This is a genomic window from Microbacterium binotii, assembly GCF_021398715.1.
In the GTDB taxonomy this organism is placed as follows: domain Bacteria; phylum Actinomycetota; class Actinomycetes; order Actinomycetales; family Microbacteriaceae; genus Microbacterium; species Microbacterium binotii_A.
On the sequence record NZ_CP090347.1, the window covers coordinates 3,059,600 to 3,079,782 of the forward strand.

18 protein-coding genes are annotated in these 20,183 nt (G+C 70.2%); 8 read left to right on the plus strand and 10 right to left on the minus strand.

Annotation, left to right across the window (positions count from 1 at the left end):
* Nucleotides 1–24: 24 nt before the first annotated feature.
* Genes LXM64_RS14825 through LXM64_RS14850 form a run of 6 tightly spaced genes read left to right on the plus strand, consistent with a single transcriptional unit; the run spans nt 25 to nt 6,788 of the window.
* Complete coding sequence (locus LXM64_RS14825; RefSeq protein ID WP_234073882.1) at nt 25–840, plus strand: ABC transporter permease; 816 nt, start codon at nt 25–27, stop codon at nt 838–840.
* Nucleotides 837–1,664, plus strand: coding sequence for an ABC transporter permease (locus LXM64_RS14830; RefSeq protein ID WP_137418724.1), 828 nt, complete (start codon nt 837–839; stop codon nt 1,662–1,664). Before LXM64_RS14825 ends, LXM64_RS14830 begins: the two co-directional genes overlap by 4 nt.
* Before the next feature lie 9 nt (nt 1,665–1,673).
* Entirely contained in the window at nt 1,674–2,480 is an 807-nt protein-coding gene (locus LXM64_RS14835; protein WP_234073883.1) for an ABC transporter ATP-binding protein, read from the plus strand.
* Nucleotides 2,477–3,988 carry an aldehyde dehydrogenase family protein gene (locus LXM64_RS14840; protein ID WP_234073884.1) on the plus strand — a complete coding sequence of 504 codons (1,512 nt, stop codon included), beginning with the start codon at nt 2,477–2,479 and terminating at the stop codon, nt 3,986–3,988. The genes LXM64_RS14835 and LXM64_RS14840 overlap by 4 nt, the downstream gene beginning before the upstream one ends.
* Nucleotides 3,985–5,739 carry a thiamine pyrophosphate-requiring protein gene (locus LXM64_RS14845; RefSeq protein WP_234073885.1) on the plus strand — a complete coding sequence of 585 codons (1,755 nt, stop codon included), beginning with the start codon at nt 3,985–3,987 and terminating at the stop codon, nt 5,737–5,739. The genes LXM64_RS14840 and LXM64_RS14845 overlap by 4 nt, the downstream gene beginning before the upstream one ends.
* A complete protein-coding gene (locus LXM64_RS14850) occupies nt 5,736–6,788 on the plus strand; it encodes an amidohydrolase family protein (RefSeq protein WP_234073886.1) in 1,053 nt (350 codons plus the stop codon). Before LXM64_RS14845 ends, LXM64_RS14850 begins: the two co-directional genes overlap by 4 nt.
* 48 nt (nt 6,789–6,836) lie before the next feature.
* Here the strand turns inward: LXM64_RS14850 and LXM64_RS14855 are convergent, their stop codons facing one another.
* The 9 genes from LXM64_RS14855 to LXM64_RS14895 all read right to left on the minus strand — a co-directional run bounded on the left by LXM64_RS14855 (nt 6,837) and on the right by LXM64_RS14895 (nt 16,665).
* Entirely contained in the window at nt 6,837–8,324 is a 1,488-nt protein-coding gene (locus tag LXM64_RS14855) for a benzaldehyde dehydrogenase (protein ID WP_234073887.1), read from the minus strand.
* A 92-nt stretch (nt 8,325–8,416) separates the two neighbouring features.
* Nucleotides 8,417–9,313 (minus strand): sugar phosphate isomerase/epimerase family protein, encoded by an 897-nt coding sequence (locus LXM64_RS14860; RefSeq protein ID WP_234073888.1) that lies wholly within the window; start codon nt 9,311–9,313, stop codon nt 8,417–8,419.
* An 8-nt stretch (nt 9,314–9,321) separates the two neighbouring features.
* Nucleotides 9,322–10,104 carry an SDR family NAD(P)-dependent oxidoreductase gene (locus LXM64_RS14865; protein ID WP_234073889.1) on the minus strand — a complete coding sequence of 261 codons (783 nt, stop codon included), beginning with the start codon at nt 10,102–10,104 and terminating at the stop codon, nt 9,322–9,324.
* Between the two features lie 61 nt (nt 10,105–10,165).
* Nucleotides 10,166–11,146 carry a sugar ABC transporter substrate-binding protein gene (locus LXM64_RS14870; RefSeq protein ID WP_234073890.1) on the minus strand — a complete coding sequence of 327 codons (981 nt, stop codon included), beginning with the start codon at nt 11,144–11,146 and terminating at the stop codon, nt 10,166–10,168.
* Between the two features lie 79 nt (nt 11,147–11,225).
* On the minus strand, nt 11,226–12,218 hold the full coding sequence (locus tag LXM64_RS14875) for an ABC transporter permease (protein ID WP_234073891.1): 993 nt from the start codon (nt 12,216–12,218) through the stop codon (nt 11,226–11,228).
* A gap of 1 nt (nt 12,219) precedes the next feature.
* Nucleotides 12,220–13,749, minus strand: a complete 1,530-nt coding sequence (locus LXM64_RS14880) for a sugar ABC transporter ATP-binding protein (protein WP_234073892.1) — start codon at nt 13,747–13,749, stop codon at nt 12,220–12,222.
* A complete protein-coding gene (locus tag LXM64_RS14885; RefSeq protein ID WP_234073893.1) occupies nt 13,746–14,816 on the minus strand; it encodes a zinc-dependent alcohol dehydrogenase in 1,071 nt (356 codons plus the stop codon). The genes LXM64_RS14880 and LXM64_RS14885 overlap by 4 nt, the downstream gene beginning before the upstream one ends.
* Before the next feature lie 8 nt (nt 14,817–14,824).
* Nucleotides 14,825–15,790, minus strand: coding sequence for a transketolase family protein (locus tag LXM64_RS14890; RefSeq protein WP_234073894.1), 966 nt, complete (start codon nt 15,788–15,790; stop codon nt 14,825–14,827).
* A complete protein-coding gene (locus tag LXM64_RS14895) occupies nt 15,790–16,665 on the minus strand; it encodes a transketolase (RefSeq protein WP_234073895.1) in 876 nt (291 codons plus the stop codon). Before LXM64_RS14895 ends, LXM64_RS14890 begins: the two co-directional genes overlap by 1 nt.
* 215 nt (nt 16,666–16,880) lie before the next feature.
* Between LXM64_RS14895 and LXM64_RS14900 the strand changes: the two genes are divergently transcribed.
* Nucleotides 16,881–18,383, plus strand: a complete 1,503-nt coding sequence (locus LXM64_RS14900; RefSeq protein WP_234073896.1) for an aldehyde dehydrogenase family protein — start codon at nt 16,881–16,883, stop codon at nt 18,381–18,383.
* 89 nt (nt 18,384–18,472) lie between these two features.
* On the plus strand, nt 18,473–19,027 hold the full coding sequence (locus tag LXM64_RS14905; RefSeq protein ID WP_234073897.1) for a MarR family winged helix-turn-helix transcriptional regulator: 555 nt from the start codon (nt 18,473–18,475) through the stop codon (nt 19,025–19,027).
* Between the two features lie 15 nt (nt 19,028–19,042).
* On the opposite strand, the gene LXM64_RS14910 is transcribed toward LXM64_RS14905, so the two are convergent.
* Nucleotides 19,043–20,011, minus strand: a complete 969-nt coding sequence (locus LXM64_RS14910) for a S41 family peptidase (RefSeq protein WP_234073898.1) — start codon at nt 20,009–20,011, stop codon at nt 19,043–19,045.
* Nucleotides 20,012–20,183 lie beyond the last annotated feature (172 nt).

The window sequence follows — 20,183 nt, forward strand, 5'->3', positions numbered from 1 at the left end:
CCCCACCCGTGAGGGCGGCGGCGGATGAGGGGCGTAGCGCGCGAGCGCGGCCTCGCCGTGGTGCTGCCGCTGCTGGCCGTGGCGATCGTGCTCACCGCCTGGCAGCTGGCGACATCGACGGCGCTGGTGAGCCCGACGCAGTTCCCCTCCATGACGGACTCGATCGCGGCGCTCCTGCAGGAGCTCACGACGCCGCGACTATGGTCCGCCGTGGGGGCGACGCTCATCGGTTGGTTCTTCGGCATGGTCATCACGATCACCCTGGGCCTGGTGGTGGGCACGGCGCTGGCACACAGTGACATCGCCCGCCAAAGCGCGGCGCCCGTGATCGAGACGTTCAAGGCAATCCCCGCGATCGCCGTGCTCCCGCTCGTGATCCTCGTCGCCGGCTCCACCCTGCCGATGAAGGTCTTCCTCATCTGCTTCGCCGCCTTCTGGCCGTTCGTCATCCAGGTGATCTACGGCGTCCGCTCGATGGATCCCGTCGTCGCGGACACCGCGAAGGCGCTCGGCGTGCGCGGCATCCGGCGGTTCCTCGTGGTCAGCATCCCGAGCGCGTCGCCGTACCTCGTCACCGGGATGCGGATCGCCTCCGCGCAGGCGCTCATCCTGGCGGTGGTCGCGGAGATCGTGGGCGGCGCCGCGGGCGTCGGGCGCAACATCCTGCTCGCGGAGAACGCCGGGGTGAGCGCCTACCCCACGATGTACGCGTACATCATCGTCGCGGGATTGCTGGGCATCGCTCTCACCGGAGCGTTCTTCCTTCTCGAGAAGCGGTTGATGCACTGGCACGAGTCGCAGCGCAACATGCGGCTCGAGGCGAAGGGGGCGCGCGCATGAGCCGGCTGACCACCAGCACCGTTCCCGTCCCACGGCGCCGCTCGGGACCGTTCGCCTCACGCCTCGTCGGGGTGCTGCTCGCGCTGTGGCTGCCCGTCGTCCTCATCGCGGTGTGGTGGTTCGTCTCTGCCGGCAGCACGTCGCCGTTCTTTCCGCCGCTGTCGCGGATCGTGCAGGAGACCTGGAACCAGTGGGTCGTCTACGGCGCATGGACGAACCTCATCGCCAGCGTGCGAAACCTCATCCTGGGCTACCTCGCGGGTGTGATCATCGGCCTGGTCGGCGGCACCGTGCTGTGGCGGTGGCGACGGGTGCGCCAGGCGGCGAACCCGCTGATCTACTTCCTCTACGTCCTGCCCGCACCGGCTCTGCTGCCGGCGATGATCGCGATCTTCGGGATCGGCGAGATGCGGCAGATCGCGCTCATCGCGCTGGGTTCCATCTGGCCCACGCTGCTGAACACGCTGGACGGCATGCGCGGAATCTCCGGCACGGCGTTCGACACCGCCCGCGTGCTGCGCCTCGGTGGGATCCGCACGTTCTTCCGCGTCGTGCTGCCCGCCGCAGCACCGCAGATCGCCGCGGGGATGCGGGCGAGCCTCACCATCGCCATCGTGCTGATGGTCGTGAGCGAGATGGTCGCCGCCCGCTCGGGCATCGGCTACTTCATCCTGCAGGCGCAGGCGGAGTTCGCGATCGTGAAGATGTGGACCGGCATCCTCGTCCTCGCGCTGCTCGGCACTGTCCTGAACTACCTCTTCGTCGTCGTCGAGCGCCGCGCGCTGCGCTGGTACTACCGCTCGCGGGCCGCGAACGGATCCTAAGGAGGATCGATGTCCCACCCCACATCCACCGTCCCCGTCCTCGAGGTCGAAGGACTGCGAAAGACCTACAACGAGGGCACCGACCAGGCCAACACCGCCGTCGCCGACGTCAGCTTCGAGGTCGCCAAGGGCGAGCTGGTCTGCATCGTCGGGCCCAGCGGCGCAGGAAAGACGACGCTGCTGCGCTGCATCTCCGGACTCGCCTCTCCCAGCGGCGGCGAGGTGCGCTTCGAGGGCGACCGCCTCACCGACGTGCCCGCCGAGCTCGGCCTCGTCTTCCAGGACTACAGCCGCTCGCTCTATCCGTGGATGACGAACGCGAAGAACGTCGCCATCCCCCTCGCCGCGCGCGGCGTGGGGCGACGGGAACGCGAGCGACGCGCGGAGGAGGTGTTGGAGAGCGTGGGCCTCGCGCACGTGGGCAAGAAGTACCCGTGGGAGCTGTCGGGAGGCATGCAGCAGCGGGTCGCCATCGCCCGGGCCCTGTCGTACCGCCCCGAGCTCCTTCTCATGGACGAGCCGTTCGCGTCGGTCGACGCACAGACCCGGTTCGACCTCGAGGATCTCGTCCTTCGGGTGCGCAACGAACTCGGGATCACGGTCGTCGTGGTCACCCACGACATCGACGAGGCGATCTACCTGAGCGATCGGATCGTCGTGCTCTCGAAGAATCCGAGCGTGGTCCGCGAAGTCGTTCCGGTGCCCCTCGGTCGCACCCGCGACCAGGTGCGCACCCGCGCCAGTGAACAGTTCCTCGGCCTTCGCGCGCATCTCCTCTCGCTCGTCATGCCGTCGTCCGCGGGGGCTCTCTCGTGAGCGGCCCCGGCATCGTCGCGGCGTTCCCCGTCGTCGACGCGCACAGCCCGGTCGAGCTCGGGCACCTCATCGACGCAGAGGAGCGCGCGGGAGGCACCCGCATCGAGGTGCGCAACCCCGCACGCGTCGCCGAGACCGTCGGCGTCGTCTTCGACGGCGGCGCGGCCGAGGTGACCGCGGCGGTGGATGCGGCGGCGCACGCGGCCGCATCCTGGTCCCGCTCCGACATCGCGGATCGTGAACGTCTGCTGCGCCGCGCCGCAGACGTGATCGACGAGCACGCCGATCGTCTGGCGGTCCTGACGGCAAGGGAGAACGGATCGCCGCTCGCGACCGTCCGCGCCGAGACCGGCGCCGCCGCGACCGTGTTCCGCGCGATCGCCGACGCCGTCGCCGAGCGTCTCGAACCGGAGCTGCATCGCCGCGGCGCCGACGACGCCTATGTACGGGTCGAGCGTCGAGGGTTCGGGGTGGTCGGCTGCATCGTGCCGTGGAACGCCCCGCTCGTGCTCACCGCCAACAAGATCGCGCCCGCGATCGCCGCCGGCAACGCGGTCGTGGTCAAGCCCTCGCCCACGTCTCCGCTGGGTGTGACGGTGCTTGCGCGCCTGGTCGGCGCCGTCTTCCCCCCGGGTGTCGTCTCGGTGGTCAACGGGACGGCCGCAGCCGTCGAGGCTCTGATCGACGACCCGCGGGTGGGCAAGGTGTCCTTCACCGGAGGCGGGCAGACCGCTCGCCACGTGCTGGCGCGGGCCGCGGCGGCGCTGAAGCCCGTTCATCTGGAGCTGGGGGGCAACGATCCCGCCATCGTGCTGGCGGACGCGGATCTGACCCGCGCCGCGGAGGGGATCGTCGCCTCCGCCTACCGCCGCGCCGGCCAGGTCTGCTTCGCGGTCAAGCGCGTCTACGTGCCGCGCGGACAGCATGCGGAGCTCTCCGCGCTTCTGGCGGAGCGCATCGACGGGATGCGCGTGGGCGAGTCGCTGCATCCGGAGACGACCATGGGCCCGCTCAACAACGCCGCGCAGCTGGAACGCGTGCGCGGGATCGTCGAACGCACCCGCGCGGCAGGCCGCGAGGTGCGTGAGCTGGGCCGCCCGGTGTCCCCGGGCGAATGGGACGGCGGCCACTTCCTGCTCCCCCACCTCGTGACCGACGCGCGCCAGGAGGACGAGCTGGTGCGGGACGAGCAGTTCGGACCGGTGCTACCGGTGATCGCCTACGACGACGTCGCGCAGGCCGTCACCTGGGCCAACGACACCCCCTTCGGCCTGGCCTCATCCGTCTGGTCGAGCGATCCGGTCGCGAGTGCGGCCGTGGCCCGCGAGATCGAAGCCGGGGTCACCTTCGTGAACAGCCACCTGTTCTCACCCGAAGGCTCGCGCTGGATCCCCTTCGGCGGCTGGAAGCAGAGCGGCATGGGCTGGGAGGGCTCACCCCACGGTATCGACGAGTATCTCCGCTTCCACAGCGTCGACGGTCACGTCCTCACCGGAAGTCGCTCATGACGGCGACCGCCGCCGCCATGCTGGTGGACACCCTGCGCAGGGCCGGTGTCGAGCACGTGTTCGCCAACCTCGGCAGCGACCATCCGGCCCTCATCGAGGCGCTCGCCGCGGATCGCGCGCGCGGCGAACGCGTTCCCCGGGTCATCGTCTGCCCGCACGAATACACGGCGCTGAGCGCCGCGCACGGCTACGCCCTCGCCACGGGACGCCCGCAGGCGGTCTTCGTCCACACGGATGTGGGGACGGCGAATCTCGGCGGCGCGGTGCACAACGCGGCCCGCGCGCGTGTGCCCGTCCTGATCTTCGCGGGACTCACGCCGTACACCCTCGAAGGCGAGGAACAAGGGGGCCGCGACACCCACGTGACCTTCCTCCAGGACGTCCCCGATCAACACGCGCTGGTGCGCCCGTACGCGAAGTGGTCGTACGACCTGCGCACCGCGGCGAACGTCCCGCAGGTCGTGCTCCGCGCTCTGCAGCTCACGTGCAGCAGCCCGGCGGGCCCTGTGTATCTCACGGCCGCGCGGGAAGTGCTCGCCCAGAGCGCCCCGGCTCCGGCGACCGCCGTCGAGCGCTGGCCGCGCATCGCACCCGCCGCCGCCGGCGCGGATGCCGTCCGTTCGGTCGTCGACGCGCTCGCGGGCGCCTCCCGCGCGACGATCGTCACGACCTCCGTCGGCCGGGACCCGGATGCGGTCGCCCGCCTCGTGGCGCTCGCGGAGAGATGGGGCATCGGGGTCGTCGAGTACAACGCGGAGGTGCTGAGCTTCCCGCACGATCACCCCCTGCACCTGGGCGACACCCCCGCCGCGGCGGTGGAGGCATCCGACGTCCTGATCGTGCTGGACGCGGACGTGCCGTGGATCCCCGCCGCCGTACACCCCGACCCCGACGCCCGCATCTTCGTGGTGGGCGACGACCCGCTCCAGGAGCGCATCCCCCTCTGGTACCTGCCGGCCGAGGCACTCATCCGCGCCGACGCGGTCACGTTCCTCGACCAACTGCTGGAGCACGCGCCCGATGCCGCTCAGGCGCACGCCGCCCGGACCCGCCGCGAGAGCGTGGCAGCCGAGGCCAGCCGCGCCCGCGCCGAGCGGGACGAGCGCATCGCGGCGGACGTCGCCGAGCGGCGCCTGTCGGCGGGCAGCGTCGGCGCCACCCTGGCGCGGCTGATCGACGCGGAGACGATCGTCGTCAACGAGGCCATCACCGCGGCGCCGGACATCTGGCGGTCCCTGCCTCGGACGCTGCCGGGCACGGTGTTCGGCAACCGGGGAACGTCGCTCGGCTGGTCGGGCGGCGGGGCCCTCGGCCTCAAGCTCGCCGAACCCGACCGCCGCGTCGTCAGCATCGTCGGCGACGGCACGTTCTACTTCAGCGCGCCCTCCTCCGCCGCATCCGTCGCCGCGCGCTACGGTCTCGCGACGCTCACCGTCATCCTCGACAACGGCGGCTGGAACGCGACCAGGCGCAACGCCGTGCGTCAGTACCCGGAAGGCGTCGCCCAGCGTGATGAGCGGTTCTGGGTAGGGCTCGGGCGCGAAGCCGACCTGCCCGGTGTCGCCCGCGCCGCGGGGGGCGGCTGGGCGGCGACGGTCACGGACTTCGACGACCTGGAGGACACCCTGCGCACAGCGCTCGGCCACGTCGACAGTGGCGTGGCCGCCACGGTCGCCGTGCGTCTGCCGGACATCTCCACGCACGACATCGACGAGCCGGCTGCCGCCGCAGAGAGGATCTCCCTTCCATGAACGCCGACGCACACCGCCCGCCGTATCTGCGCATCGCGACGGAGGAGGCCTGGGCGCCGCCCGAGGCGATCGCGCTGTACCGCGACCACCTCGCGCGCCGCGACCTCGACGATGTCGGCTTCAACAGCCTCATGGGCTACTTCCTGAACTCGCCGCATCCACAGCCGCGAGCGGTGGTGGAGCGCCTGCAGGATGCGGCCGAGCGACGCATCGCCGACATGGATGCGACCGGCATCGACCATCAGGTGCTCGCCCTGACCTCTCCCGGCACGCAGGTGCTGCCGGCAGACGAGGCCGTGGCGCTGGCGCAGACCGCCAACGCCCGCCTCGGTGAGATCTGCCAGGCGCGCCCGGGGCGCTTCTCCGGACTGGGAACGGTGTCGTTCACGGATGCCGCGACGGATGTGGCGGAGCTGCGCCGCGCGGTCGGAGAGCACGGGCTGAAGGGTCTGATGCTGAACGACCACGTGCGCGGCGACCACATCGACCACCCGCGCTTCGCTCCGCTGCTGCGCGAGCTGGAGGATCTCGACGTGCCGCTGTACCTGCATCCGGGCACACCCCCGAACGCCATGATCTCCCCCTACCGCGAAGCCGGTCTCGACGGCGCGATCCTCGGTTTCGGTGCGAGCGCCGGGCTCCATCTGCTCCGGATCATCACGTCGGGCGTCTTCGATCGCCACCCGCGCCTCCGGCTCGTGGTCGGGCACCTGGGCGAGGCGCTTCCGTTCTGGCTGCACCGGATCGACCACATGCACGCCAAACAGGTCGCCTCCGGACGCTACGAGGCGATCAAGCCGCTCGCGCAGCGTCCCTCGGAGTACTTCCGCTCCCACATCTGGCTCACGACCTCGGGGATGCCCTGGGAGCCGGCGATCCTGTTCACCCGCGAGGTCACGGGTCCGGACCGCGTGATGTACGCGATGGACTATCCGTACCAATTCGAAGCCGACGAGGTCGCAGCACAGGACGCCCTGCCGATCTCGGATGCGGAGAAGGCCGACTTCTTCGAGCACACCGCGCGCCGGGTCTTCAACCTGACGTTCTGAGACGGATGCGGGCGGGCCCGGCGAGGGGACCGCCCGCATCCGTGTGCGTCAGAGCGGGTACTGTCCAGGCTCGCGGCGCATCGTGATCCAGCGGGTCTCGGTGAAGGCGTCGATGTTCGCCTGCGCACCGCCGTGGCGGGATCCCGTACCGGAGGCGCCGACACCGCCGAAGGGCGAGTTCGCCTCGTCGTTGACCGTCTGGTCGTTGATGTGCACGATGCCGGTGGGGATGCGCTTGGCGAGGTCGTACGCCTTCATGGCGTCGCGGCTGACGATCCCCAACGACAGCCCGTAGTCGGTCGCCGCGGCCAGCTCGACGGCCTCGTCGTCGGTCGCGAAGGAGACCACCGAGGCGACGGGGCCGAAGACCTCGTCGCAGTACGCGGCCGCATCCTTCGGCGGATTCGCCAGCACCGTCGGGCGGTAGAACAGCTGCTCGTAGGTACCACCGGCCGCGAGGCGGGCGCCTTGGGCGACGGCGTCCTGCACGAGCGTGTGCACGCGGTCCCGCTGCGTCTCGTCGATGAGGGGTCCGAGGTGCACCTGCCCTGCGGCCGGGTCGCCGACGACCATCGAGTCCGCCTTCGCCGCGAGCTTCGCGACGTACTCGTCGAAGAGCGACTCGTGGACGATGTGGCGGCCGACCGTCATGCAGATCTGCCCCTGGTGCAGGAAGGCGCCCCACGTGGCCAGGTTGACCGCCTGGTCGACGTCGGCGTCCTCGCGCACGAGGAAGGCGGAGTTGCCGCCGAGCTCGAGATGCGCGCGAGTGAGGTGACGGCCGGCGAGCTCTCCGACGGCGCGCCCGGCACGCGTCGACCCCGTGAAGGCGACCACGCGCACGTGCGGGTCGGCCACCATGGCTTCGCCGACCTCGGCGCCGCCGGGGACGAGCTGCAGGATGCCCTTCGGCAGACCGGCCTCCTCGAAGATGCGCACCATCGAGACACCGCCGGTCACGACCGTGCGGGGGTCGGGCTTGAGCAGGACGGCGTTCCCGAGCGCGAGAGCCGGCGCGACCGCGCGGATGCCGAGGATGAGCGGAACGTTGAAGGGCGAGATGACGCCGACGACGCCCACGGGAATCTGCTGGGCGAGCGAGAGGCGCGGCTCCTCGCTGGAGAGGATGGTGCCCAGCGGCGCCGAGGGCAGGGACGACGCCTCATAGCACTCGGCCGCGGTGACGTGCAGGGCGAAGCCTGCGAGCGGCGGGATGGCACCGACCTCGCGGATGTTCCAGCCCATGATCTCTTCCGCGTGCTGTTCCCACAGCTGTGCGGCCTTGCGCAGCACGGCCGCACGGGCCGGATGCGGCGTGGCGGCCCACTCCTGCTGCGCGCGTGCGGCGGATGCGGCGGCTCGCGCGACGTCCGCGGCATCCGCCATCCCGACCTGCACGAGCGTCTCACCGGTGGCGGGCTCGACGGAGGCGATGGCACCGCCCCCACCTTCGACCCATTCGCCGTCGATGTAGATGCGCCCGGCGAAGAGGTCGGGATCGATCAGGGTGGCGGTGTCCTGCGTTGCGGTCGACATCGGTGTCACCTTTCCGGGCTTCCCTGCCCTATACGTGTGAATACATCCTGAGCGACGCGGGGTCCGCGCGCAATGGGAGGGGTGCTCCCGGTTCAGCCCGTCGCACGGGCCAGGCGGTGCGATCTCCGGCCCGGGATGCTCTCCGCCCAGCCGCGCCGGATGACGCCGATCGCGTCCCGCGCGAGGGCGAGACCGTCCGCGTAGGGCGCGCGCCAGATCGAGAGCACATCGGCGGCGCCCCCGGCCAGCGGCCGCGAGAACGCCTCCACGCCCCATCGGCCGCGGTAGCCCGCATCCAATGCCTCCCGCACGAGGGCGGGCACATCCACCGCACCGTGCTCCAGCGGACCGCGGCCCGACTGGCCGAGCTCGAGGTAGCGCAACCGCGGCATCGCGGTACGGACCGCCTGCACGGCATCCGCCTCCTCGATCGCCATGTGGAAGCTGTCCAGGTGCACGCCGAGGTGGGCCGAACCGCTCGCGGCGACGTAGTCCATGGCCTGCGCGGCCGTGTTGATCGCCGCCTCCTCGTAGCGGTTCAGCACCTCGAAGGTCATCTGGACGCCGCGTTCCGCCGCCTCGTCGGCCACCACCCCCACCGCCCGCGCGCTCTCGGCGAGGAGGGCGGGGGCGACGGGCTCCGACGGGCGACCGAAGAGCCCGTAGGGCACCCCGTTCAGCTGGTCGGCCCCGAGCCGCTCGGCGAACCGGACGCTCGCGCGCAGCAGCTCGACCCCCGCCCGACGCACATCGGCGTCGGGCGAGGAGACGTCCGCGTCCGGGGCCTGACCGCACATGGCGATCGGCAGCATCCCGGTGCGCACGAACGCGTCGGCGAGGGCGTCGACGTCGGTGGAGGCGGCATCCAGCGGCGGGAGGACAGCGCGTCGGTAACCCATCTCCCGCAAGTCGTGCAGGACGGGCACGAGCTGCGCCGGGGCCAGCTCGGGCGTGATCGCCGAGAGGTGGCACGCGAGATCGAGGTCCATGGCGCGCCTCAGAACACCGGCAGATCGAGCCGCTGCTTGAACACCGAGTAGCCGTCGTCGACGCTCACGACGGTGCCGTTGATGGCGTTCGCCTCGTCGGAGGCCAGGAACGCCACGACGTCCGCGATCTCCTCGGGGGCCGTGAGGGCGTTGCGCATCTGCTCGGCGGCGAAGGTCGCCCGCAGCTCCTCGCTGAACTGGTTGATGATCGGGGTCCCGACGCGCCCGGGGGTGATCGCGACGGCGCGGACGCCGTACTGCGCCAGTTCGTAGGCGGCGGAGCGGGTGAACGAGATGACGGCGGCCTTGGCGGCGCTGTACGAGAACGAGAGCTCCGCGGCCTGCTGGCCGTAGATCGACGACGTGCTGATGATGACGCCGCCCGTCCCCTGCTTCCGGAACTGCCGGCCGGCGGCGAGGATGCCGTAGTAGACGCCGTCCTGATCGATGCGGATCATCGGCGCGTAGTCGACCTCGGGGTCGTGCTCGAGCAGCGGCTTGCCGCCCGCGATCCCCGCGTTGTTGAAGATCACGTCGAGCGAGCCGAACACCTCGACCGTGCGGGCGACGGCGGCCTCCACATCCTCATAGCGGGACACGTCGGTGCGCACGGCCGCGACCGAGCCCGTGAAGCCGAGGCCCTCGAGCTCCGTCACGACCTGGTCGGAGCGCGCCAGGTCGACGTCGGCGATCATGACCTTCGCGCCCTCGCGGAGGAACTTCTCGACGGTCGCACGACCGATGCCGCTGCTGCCACCCGTGATGAGGGCGGTCTTCGATTCCAGTCGCATGTGCGACCTCCATCCATGTCTGGGGTGGGGCGGGGCGCTCTCAGCACCCCGCCCCGAGGGGTCAACCGAGCTTGTCGGAGGGGGTGATGCTGTCCGCGTTGTCGACGGTCACGAGGGTCGTGGCGACCGCGTCGAAGCGGGAGGAGGGCAGCGTGCCGTCCTTGCGGTAGGCCTCGATGTCCCCGACGACCGTGTCGAGGATGCTGGGCCAGGGCTGCTCGATGGTCGCCAGGAAGGGCCCGCCGGCCTTGATCGCGGCGATCGCCTCGCTCGTCGCGTCGACGCCGGTGACCTTCGCCTTCGAGCCCGCCTCGCTGACGGCCTGGGCGGCGCCGAGCGCCGCGTCGTCCCAACCGACCCAGACGCCGTCGAGGCCGCCGGGGTTCGCGGACAGGTAGTCCGCGACGAGGGACAGCGCCTCGGTGCGTCCCGTCGCGGGAGAGGCGACCTTCTGGATGTCGCCGCCGGCGATGTTCGCGCCCGCCGCGGTCAGCGCCTTCTCGGCGAGGCTGGCGCGCAGCCGGATGCCGGGGTGCGGGTCGTGCCCGATCACCATGATGTTCTTGCCCTTCAGGCCTCCGAGCGCTTCATCCAACGCCCCGACGGTCTGATCGACGATGCCCTGCTGGTCGGCGGTGACGTTGATCGCGAACGCATCGTTCTCCTCGGTCGCGGAGTCGATCGCGAAGATCGGGATGTTCGCGTCCTTGGCGGCGGTCACGATCGAGCCGATCGAGGCGACGTCGGTGTAGCCGTCGAAGATCGCGTCGGCACCCTGCCCGATGGCGCTCTCGACCGCGGGGTTCATCTTCTGGAAGTCGAAGTCGCCCTGGATGACGGTGAGGTCCCAGCCGAGCTCGTCGGCCTTGTCCTGCACGGCCTTGACCCACCAGGCACCCACCGGCGTCTGGTTGCCGGAGGTGAAGGCGATCACCTTGAAGGTGTCGTCACCGCCGCCTCCCGAGCCGCCCGACGAGCATCCGGTCAGGACGAGGGCCGCTGCGGCGGCCACGGCCGCGAGGGCCTTGAATGATGTGCGCACGTGTTACTCCTTTGTGTTCGTGCCGTTGTGATGGTGCGCGGTCGCGGGGCGACCGCTTCGGGAAAGCGGATGCGGAGCGTCAGCGCTCGCGGTGCCGCAGCGACGACAGCGTCACCGCGGCGATGATGATGAGGCCCGTGACGACCTGCTGGACGTAGGCGTTGACGCCGAGGATGTTCAGGCCGTTGCTCATGACGCCGATGATCGCGACGCCGACCATGGTGCCGCCGAGGTTCGCGGCGCCCGAGCGGACGACAGTCATGCCGAGGAAGACGGCGGCGACCGAGAACATCATGTTGTCGCTGCCCTGCACGGCGCTCGCGCTGCCGAGGCGCGCCGCCAGCAGCACGCCGCCGAGCGCCGAGATCGCTCCGGCCGCCGTGAACGCGATGAGACGAGCCCGCCGTACGTTGATGCCGGACAGGCGCGAGACCTCGACGTTGCCGCCGGTCGCGTACCAGCGCCGACCCATCGTCGTGAAGCGCAGGACGAACCACAGCAGCAGCGAGATGACGATCGCGATGTAGACCGGGATCGGGATCTCGAACAGCTTCCCCTGCCCCATCGAGTTGAACTCCGGCGGCAGGTTGAACAGCGTCGTCCCCGCGGTCACGAGGTACGCGAGACCCACCACGGAGGTCATCGTGGCGAGCGTCGCGACGAAGGCCGAGAGGTTGACATACGCGATGAGCACGCCGTTCACGAGTCCGACGAGCAGACCCACGAGGATTGCGACGGCCACCGCGGCCGTCACCGGGACGCCGTTGATCATCATGGATGCGGCGACCGCGCCGGCGAGCGCCGATGTGGCGCCCACCGACAGGTCGAAGTCGCCGACGACCATGACGATGGTCTGCGCCCCGGCGATGATCGCGAGGATCGACACCTGGTACAGGATGTTCTTCACGTTCGTGAAGGTCAGGAACACATCGGGGCGCATCGCGAAGAAGAAGACGACGAGCACGATGAGGGCGACGACCGTGCCGCCGTGCAGGAAGATGCGCCCGAACGACTCCGCGCGCGCGGTGACGATGCTGCGCGTGGTGAGCGTGGGATCCGTGGTGGTGGCCATGTCACTCTGACTTTCCGTAGCAGTAGGAGAGGAGCAGTTCGTCGTCGGCCTCCGCCGCGTCGACCTGTCCGGAGATGCGGCCCTCGTGCATGATGACGACGCGGTCGCTCATGCCGATGAGCTCGGGGAGTTCGGAGCTGACGGCGATCACGGCGGTGCCGGTCGCCGCCAGGCGGCGGATGAGGCGGTAGATCTCGGCCTTGGTGCCGACATCGATCCCGCGCGTGGGCTCGTCCATGAGCAGGACGGCGGGCTGGCGCTCGAGCATCTTGGCGAGCACGACCTTCTGCTGGTTGCCGCCCGACAGCTCGCCCACGCTCTGGCGGGGGCTGCGCGCCTTGATCTGCAGATCCGACATCCCACGACGGGCGATGTCGGCGATGCGCGCCTGGGAGACGACGCCGACCGAGCTCACCGAGGAGAGGTTCGCGATCGTGATGTTGTCCTGGATCGACGCGCCCAGGATCACGCCCTGGCTGCGGCGTTCCTCGGGGACGAGGGCGATGCCCGCGGCGAGCGCGCGGCCCACGCCCGGCGAGCGCGGCAGCGTCTTGGTGCCCACCGTGATCGTGCCGGCCTGATGCTTCTGCGCTCCGGCGAGGATGCGCAGCAGCTCGCTGCGCCCTGCGCCGGCCAGACCGCCGATGCCGAGGACTTCACCCGCCCGCACCTCGAACGACACGTCCTGCACGCGGCGACCGGTGAGGCCCTCGACGCGCAGCACGACGTCTCCGCCGCCCGAGCCCCGTTCGGGATAGAGCTGACCCGCCTCACGGCCGACCATGAGGGAGATGACCTCGTCGATGTGCGAGTCGGCCACATCCTTCGTGATGATGGTCTCGCCGTTGCGCATGATCGTCAGCCGGTCGCACAACTCGAAGACCTCCTCGAGGCGGTGCGAGACGTAGACGATGGCGACGCCCCGCTCGCGCAGGGATCGCAGCACCGCGAACAGATCGGTGATCTCGGTGTCCGTGAGCGACGCGGTCGGCTCGTCCAGGATGAGCACCCGTGCGTCCGTGGCGAGGGCGCGGGCGAACGCCACCATCGTCTGCTGCACGGGCGACAGGTCGCCGGCGAGCTTGCCCAGCGGGATGCGCTGGTTGATGCTGTCCAGCTGCTCCTTCGCCCGCCGACGGAGCTCCCGCCAGTTGACGACGCCCCCGCGGCGCGGCGTCTGCTCGCCCAGCAGGATGTTCTCGGCCACCGTCAGCGACGGGATGATGGACAGCTCCTGGTAGAGCGCGACGATCCCCTCGCCGCGGGCGGTGCGCACGCTCTGGAACTCGACCTCCTGGCCCGAGCGCAGGATGGTGCCGCCGTCGGGGGCGTACAGCCCCGTCACGACCTTGATCAGCGTGGACTTGCCCGCGCCGTTCTCGCCGAGCAGGGCGTGGATCTCACCGGGCAGCACCGACAGCCGGGCGCCCTTCAGGGCGTGGACGCCGTCGAAGCGCTTGACGATGTCGCGGGCTTCGAGCGCAGGAGCGGTCTCCACCGGGGCCGCCTCGCGTTCCAGTGCGGTGGTCATGACAGTCCTCCGAGCCGTGCCTCGTCGTTGCAGGCGATGATGACCTTCGGATGGCGCCCGGTGAGGTGCGCCTCGAAGGCCTCCGCGGCCTGCTCGAGTGGGAAGACGGCCTGGGTGAACTCGGCCAGGTCAAGGTGCGGCAGCAGGTTCAACGCACGCGGGAACGCGTACGGCGAAACGAACACGCCGGTGAGCGTGAGCTCCTTCAGGTAGAGGTAGTCCGAGATGTTCAGCGGCAGCTCGTAGTCGCTCGGGTACATCGCCCCGTAGATCACCGTGCCGCCCTTGGCCGCCAGATCGAGCAGCCCTCGGGTGGCGCGGGTCGATCCCGACGCGTCGATCACGACGTCGTAGCCGCGCCCCTCGGTGAGCTCGTCGGCGACCGCGGCCTGGTTCTCGCTCGTGGGGTCGATCGTGTACTGCGCCCCGTGGCGCCGGGCCATCCCCCGCCGGTCCGCGATCGGCTCGATCATCGTGAGCGCGGTCGCGCCGTAGCGGGCCATGACCTGAACCGTGAGCTGCCCGATCGGGCCGCCACCGCAGACGACGACACGATCGCCGACACGGATGCGGGTCTTGTCGGCGATGCGCACGGCGACGGAGGTGGGCTCCAGCAGGCATCCCTCGAGCAGGCTCACGCTGTCGGGCAGGCGGTAGACCTGCGACTCGTGCCAGGTCACGGTCTCCGCCATACCCGGGCGGTTGTAGTCCTGGATGTGCTCGCAGAACTGCTGACGTCCGTCCTGACACGGTCGACACGAGCCGCAGAAGCGGAGGAAGTTGCCGGCGACACGGTCGCCGACGCGGAGACCGCCGCGCCCGGCACGCTCCCCCAGCGCCTCGATGACGCCGGAGACCTCGTGTCCGAGGCCGATGGGGACGTCGGTTCCGAAGAAGCCCTCGGCCAGGTGCGGGTCGGACCCGCAGATGGCGGCGTAGGCCACGCGGATGCGGACATCCTCCGGGCCCAGCTCGGGCTGGGGCATGTCGACGACGCCGATGCGGCCGCGGGCGGCCTCGTCGGGATCGCGCAGATTGCCGATGCGCGTGACGGCGACGGTGCGCATGGTCGGGCTCACCCCTCGGCCGCGATCACGCGACGCAGCGCCGCGGTCGTCGCCGACAGCCCGTAGCCGTACTTGTCGCGCAGCTGCTCGTCCTCGCCGAAGCCGGCGTAGACCTGCGGGATCCCGAGTCGCTCGAACGCCGTCAGCCGGATGCCGCGATCGGCCACCACGTCGGCGACGCGGGTGGCGAGTCCGCCGTAGGCGAGGTGATCCTCGAGCACGACGAAGCGCCCTCCGGTCTCGGCCGCGGAGCGCACGATGAGCTCCTCATCGATCGGCTTCAGGGTGAACATGTCGACCACGCGCACCGAGCGGCCGTCCGCAGCCAGCTCGTCCGCGGCATCCAGCGCCTGCGCGACGGTCGTACCGTGCGTGAAGATCGTCGCGTCGGTGCCCTCCCGCGCCACGATCCCCTTGCCGATGCGCACCTCGTGCTGACCGGGCTCGTAGAGCACCTTGTCCTTCTTGCCGACGGCGAGGCGGATGTAGATGGGTCCCTGCATCGTCATCGACTGCCGGATGATCTCGCCCACCATGAGCGGGTCGCCGATCGAGGTGACGGTCATGTTCGTCAGGGCGCACATGAGCGCGAGGTCCTCGACCGCGTAGTGCGTCGATCCGCCGTTGCCGACGAGTCCGCCGTGCGTACCGATGATCTTGACCGGGAGGTTGGGGTAGCAGACGTCGGTGCGCACCTGCTCGAGGGCGCGCATGCTGAGGAACGGGAGCATGCCGGAGACGACGGGGATGTTGCCGTCGTAGGCGAGGCCAGCGGCGATCCCGACGCACGCCTGCTCGGCGAGTCCGACATCGATGAACCGGTCAGGGAAGGTGTCGCGGAACTCGACGAGGGTCGCACCGATGTCGGGGGTGAGCACCCACAGGTTCTCGTACTCGGCGCCGAGCTCCGCGAGAGTCGAGCCGATCACCGATCGCGCTCCGAGGAACTCTCCGAAAGTGAAGGTCACAGGCATCAGACGGACTCCTTCTCACGCGAGGCGGTGAGCGCCGCGAGGGCGCGTTCGAGGTCGGCGGCGCCGAGCGATCCGGCGTGCCAGGCGAGGTTGCGCTCCATGAAGTCGACGCCCTTGCCCTTGATGGTCTCGGCGATGATGACCGTCGGCGTCTCGCTGTCGGGCTCGGGCAGCGCGTCGAGCGCCTCGACCAGTTGGCCCATGTCGTGGCCGTCGATGTGCACGACGTTCCACCCGAAGGCGCGCCACTTGTCCGGGTAGGGCTCGAATGCCACACGCTCCTCCGCGAAGCTCGTCATGAGCTGGCGGTTGCGGTCGACGAAGGCGACGAGGTTGCCGAGGCGGTTGCTGCGAGCGGCCATGACCGCCTCCCAGACCGAGCCCTCGCCGGTCTCCCCGTCACCGAGGAGGGTGAACACGCGGTGGGCGTCACCGCGGTGACGGGCACTGAGCGCCATGCCCACGGCGAGGGGAAGGCCGTGGCCGAGAGAGCCCGTCGACGCCTCCACACCCGGCAGCTGCACCTTGCACGGGTGCATGCCGTATGCGCTGTCGAGCTGCCCGTAGGTGTCGACGATGCCTTCGTAGGAGAAGAAGCCGCGCATCGCCATCGCGATGTACATGCAGACGGCGGCGTGACCCTTGCTGAGCACGAAGCGGTCGCGCTCGGGGTTGGCGATGTCGGTCGGGTCGACGTTCAGCCCGTAGTGGAAGAGAGCGGTGAAGATGTCCGCCGAGGACAGGTCTCCGCCGATGTGGACCGCGCCTTCGTAGGTGCCGCACAGCTGCAGGAGCTTGCGCCGCAGCTCGAACGCCAGATCCTCCAGCTCGGCCACGTTCGGACGGTCGTCCGTCTGCAGGGGGGAACTGCTCATCATGCCTCCTCGTCGATGGCAGGGAGACGTCGAATGTGCGCAGAATCGCGTCTTCATCGACGTCGCTTCGGGTGTCGCCATCCGACTCTGGAGGGCGACTCGGTGAACGTAGCACGATCTCATTTACATGTAAACAAGAATGGACGTAAACTCGTGCCGCGGGGGTGGCGACGGTCGCGATCCCGCACATATCCGAGACACAGAGAGGTGCAGGGATGTCGAGTTCGATCGCCCAGACGTCCGCCGGAGTGCGGACAGGGCTCTACATCGGGGGCGCGGAGCGCTTCACCGATGACGTTCTACAGATCGCCGATCCGGGAAAGCCCGGAGTCGTCGTCGGCGAGGCCGCTGCGGCCACGCCCGCGGATGTCGCGGATGCGGTCGCCGCCGCATCCGCCGCCTTCGGGTCGTGGAGCGCACTGTCGGCGGCGGAGCGCGCGGAGGCGATGGCCGCAGCCATCGCCGGCATCGCCGACGAGCGCGACACGGACGCCGCCGTCCTGTCGCAGGAGAACGGCAAGATCCGCTTCGAGGGGTGGGTGGATGCCCTGGTCTTCGAGATCCGGTGGAACCTCGCCCTCATGCTGAAGGACGAGGTCGAGAAGGGGCATACGCTCCCCGTCGTCCCCGGCGCGATCCCCGTAACGACCGAGGTGGCCTACCAGCCGCTGGGCGTCGTCACGATCATCGTGCCCTTCAACTGGCCCATCGCCATCCTCGGCGCAGCCCTGCCCCACGCGCTGCTCGCGGGCAACACCGCGATCGTGAAGCCGCCGCCCTCCGCGCCGCTGGCGACGACCCGCGTGGTGCAGCGCATCGCCGAGAAGCTGCCGCCCGGGGTGCTCAACGTGGTCACGGGCCGCGACGAGAACATGTCGGAGCTCATCCAGAGCCCCGATGTCGCGAAGGTCTGTTTCACCGGCAGCGTGAACGGCGGCAAGCGCATCATGCAGATGGCTGCGCAGACCCTCACGCGGGTGACACTCGAGCTCGGCGGCAACGACGCGGCGGTGTTCCTCGAGGACGCGATCCTCGACGACGCGCACCTCGACCGTCTCTACGCCGCGATCTACGACACGACGGGCCAGATCTGCATGAACGCCAAGCGCGTGTTCGTGCACCGCTCGCGTCTGGACGAGCTGGTCGCGGGGCTCGAAGCGCGCCTCGAGAAGGTCGTGATCGGGTACGGGCTCGACGAGGGCACGACCATGGGCCCGCTCCACCAGCCGGCGCAGAAGGCGTTCGTCGAGGAGATCATCCAGGAGGCGAAGGATGCCGGCGCCGACGTGCGCGAGTACGGCACCCTGCCCGGCGGCGAGCTCGCGGGCGGCAACTTCCTGCGTCCGGCGATCGTCGTGGACCCCGACCCGTCGCTGCGCGTGGTGACCCAGGAGCAGTTCGGCCCGGTCATCCCGATCATCCCGTTCGACTCGGAGGAGGAGGCGGTCGCCCTTGCGAACGACACCTGGGGCGGCCTGTGCGGTTCGGTCTGGACCGCATCGCCCGAGTCGGCGCAGCGCGTGGGATCGCAACTGGTCTGCGGCTACGTGTGGGTGAACGACCACGGCGCCACCCGCCTCGACCTGCGCGCGCCCTTCGGCGGCATGAAGCAGTCCGGCTTCGGACGCGAGCAGGGCATCGAAGGCGTACGCGCCTTCCAGGACACCCGGTCGATCGCCACGATCGATCCTGAGGCCCTGGCGGCGATGGCGCACTGACGAACGGAGGGAGATCGGGATCACGAACGGTCTCGGTCTCCCCCCGTCCCTGCGGCCCCGGCCGCATCCGACCCACGGAGAGGAACCCGATGGCAACTGATCGCAACCGCCATGCCCATGGCGTCGAGCCGCCCCGGAGCGCGGTGGTCGAGCCGTTGGCCGATGTGATCGACCCGGATGCGTTCACCCCGCGGCTGCTCGCGCTGCTCTCCAATGCGCTGGTGTGGCGTGAGTCCCACGAGCTCCGGCGCCAGTTCGATCTGGGCACCAACGAGTGGCGTGTGATCTCCGCACTCGCCATGAACCCCGGCTTCTCCGCATCGGAGGTCTCGGAGTTCCTGGTGGTCAACAAGGCGATCGTCTCGAAGAGCGTGAACACCCTGGTGGAGCGGGGTCTGCTGGTGCTCGCCGAGGGCGCCCGCGGCTCGCGGCCGATGTACCTGACCGCAGCAGGCGCCGCCATGCACGACGACATGCTGCCGATCTCTCTTCGCGGGCAGGAGATCATCCTGGCCCACATGTCGCCGGTGGAGGTCACCCGGCTGAACGCGCTGCTGCGCAAGATGCTCGACGAGATGCGGGTGCTCCAGAGCATCGACAACGAGTCCTGGCTCACGGAGGCGGGCGCCTCCCGCAAGGGCTGACCCCCGCCCGCGCGCTCAACCCGCGCAGCCCTCCTCGCCCAGCCAGGCGCGCGCATCCGCCTCGGCGTCCGTCGAGTTCAGGTCGGGCGCGATGGCGCTCTCCTCGTAGTTGCGGCCCGTCCGATCCACGTACAGGCTCTCGGTCAGCACGATCGTGGCGCCGTCGAACAGCGTGTGGCTCACGTTCGCGGACGTGTAGCCTGCGCTGTCCGTGCCGAAGGTACGCACGCCGTCCACGCCGCGGAAGGCCGCGAGCACGGCCTCCCCGCTCGACGCGGTCCACTCGTCCTGGAGGATGGCGATCGGCTGGCCGGTGACCTTGCTGCGCGCGCCGACGTCGACCGCGACGTTCCCGGCCACCGCGGCACCGCGGGCCTCGATCGTGACAGGGGTCGCGTTGCCGCCCCGGTCGACGAACGACAACGCATCGCCGTCGGGAAGCAGCGCCGCCACCCCCGACAGCATCGGATTCATGTTTCCGCCGCGGTTCCCGCGCAGATCGACCACCCAGCCGCAGGTGTGCGCGGCCGACTCGTCTATGCCGTCCGCGACGGCCGTCGCGTAGGCCTGAAGGTCTTCCGCGCGCGGAGAGACCATCTCCGGCAGCACGATGGTCGTGATACCGGAGTCGGAGCGGACCGTCGGCTGCGCCGAGGGCTCAGCAGCGGCGGGAGCCGCCCCCGCCGGCACGAAGCTCGAGTGCCGGCCGCCGGCGATCTGCGTGCCCTCTTCGAGGAGCGGATACAGCTCGGCGTAGTCGCCGGACGACCTCGCCGCATCCAGGATGGCGGCCCGCGCCGCCGGCCACTCCGGGTCGTCCGCGTGGTAGCCCCGGCCGAGGCGTTCGACGGCGATCTCCGCGTACTTCTGAACGGAGGGGGGCACGAGATAGAAACCGAACCGCGGACCGTAGACGTCGGCGGCGAAGGCTGCTGCGGCGACAGCTCCGGCGAGCGCACCGAGGACGACCGTCGTGACCACCACGCGCCGACGGCGGCGTTTCGGGCGAGCGGGAGGAGCGGCTGCGGACACGGGTGAAGATGGCACAATCCGATGGTCCTCCCGCGGAATCGCGGGCGCATCGGCGGGGCGATGTAACTCCCCGGGCGCATGTCATCCCGAAGGAGGACGACGAGCCGTGAAATACCTCTTGTCA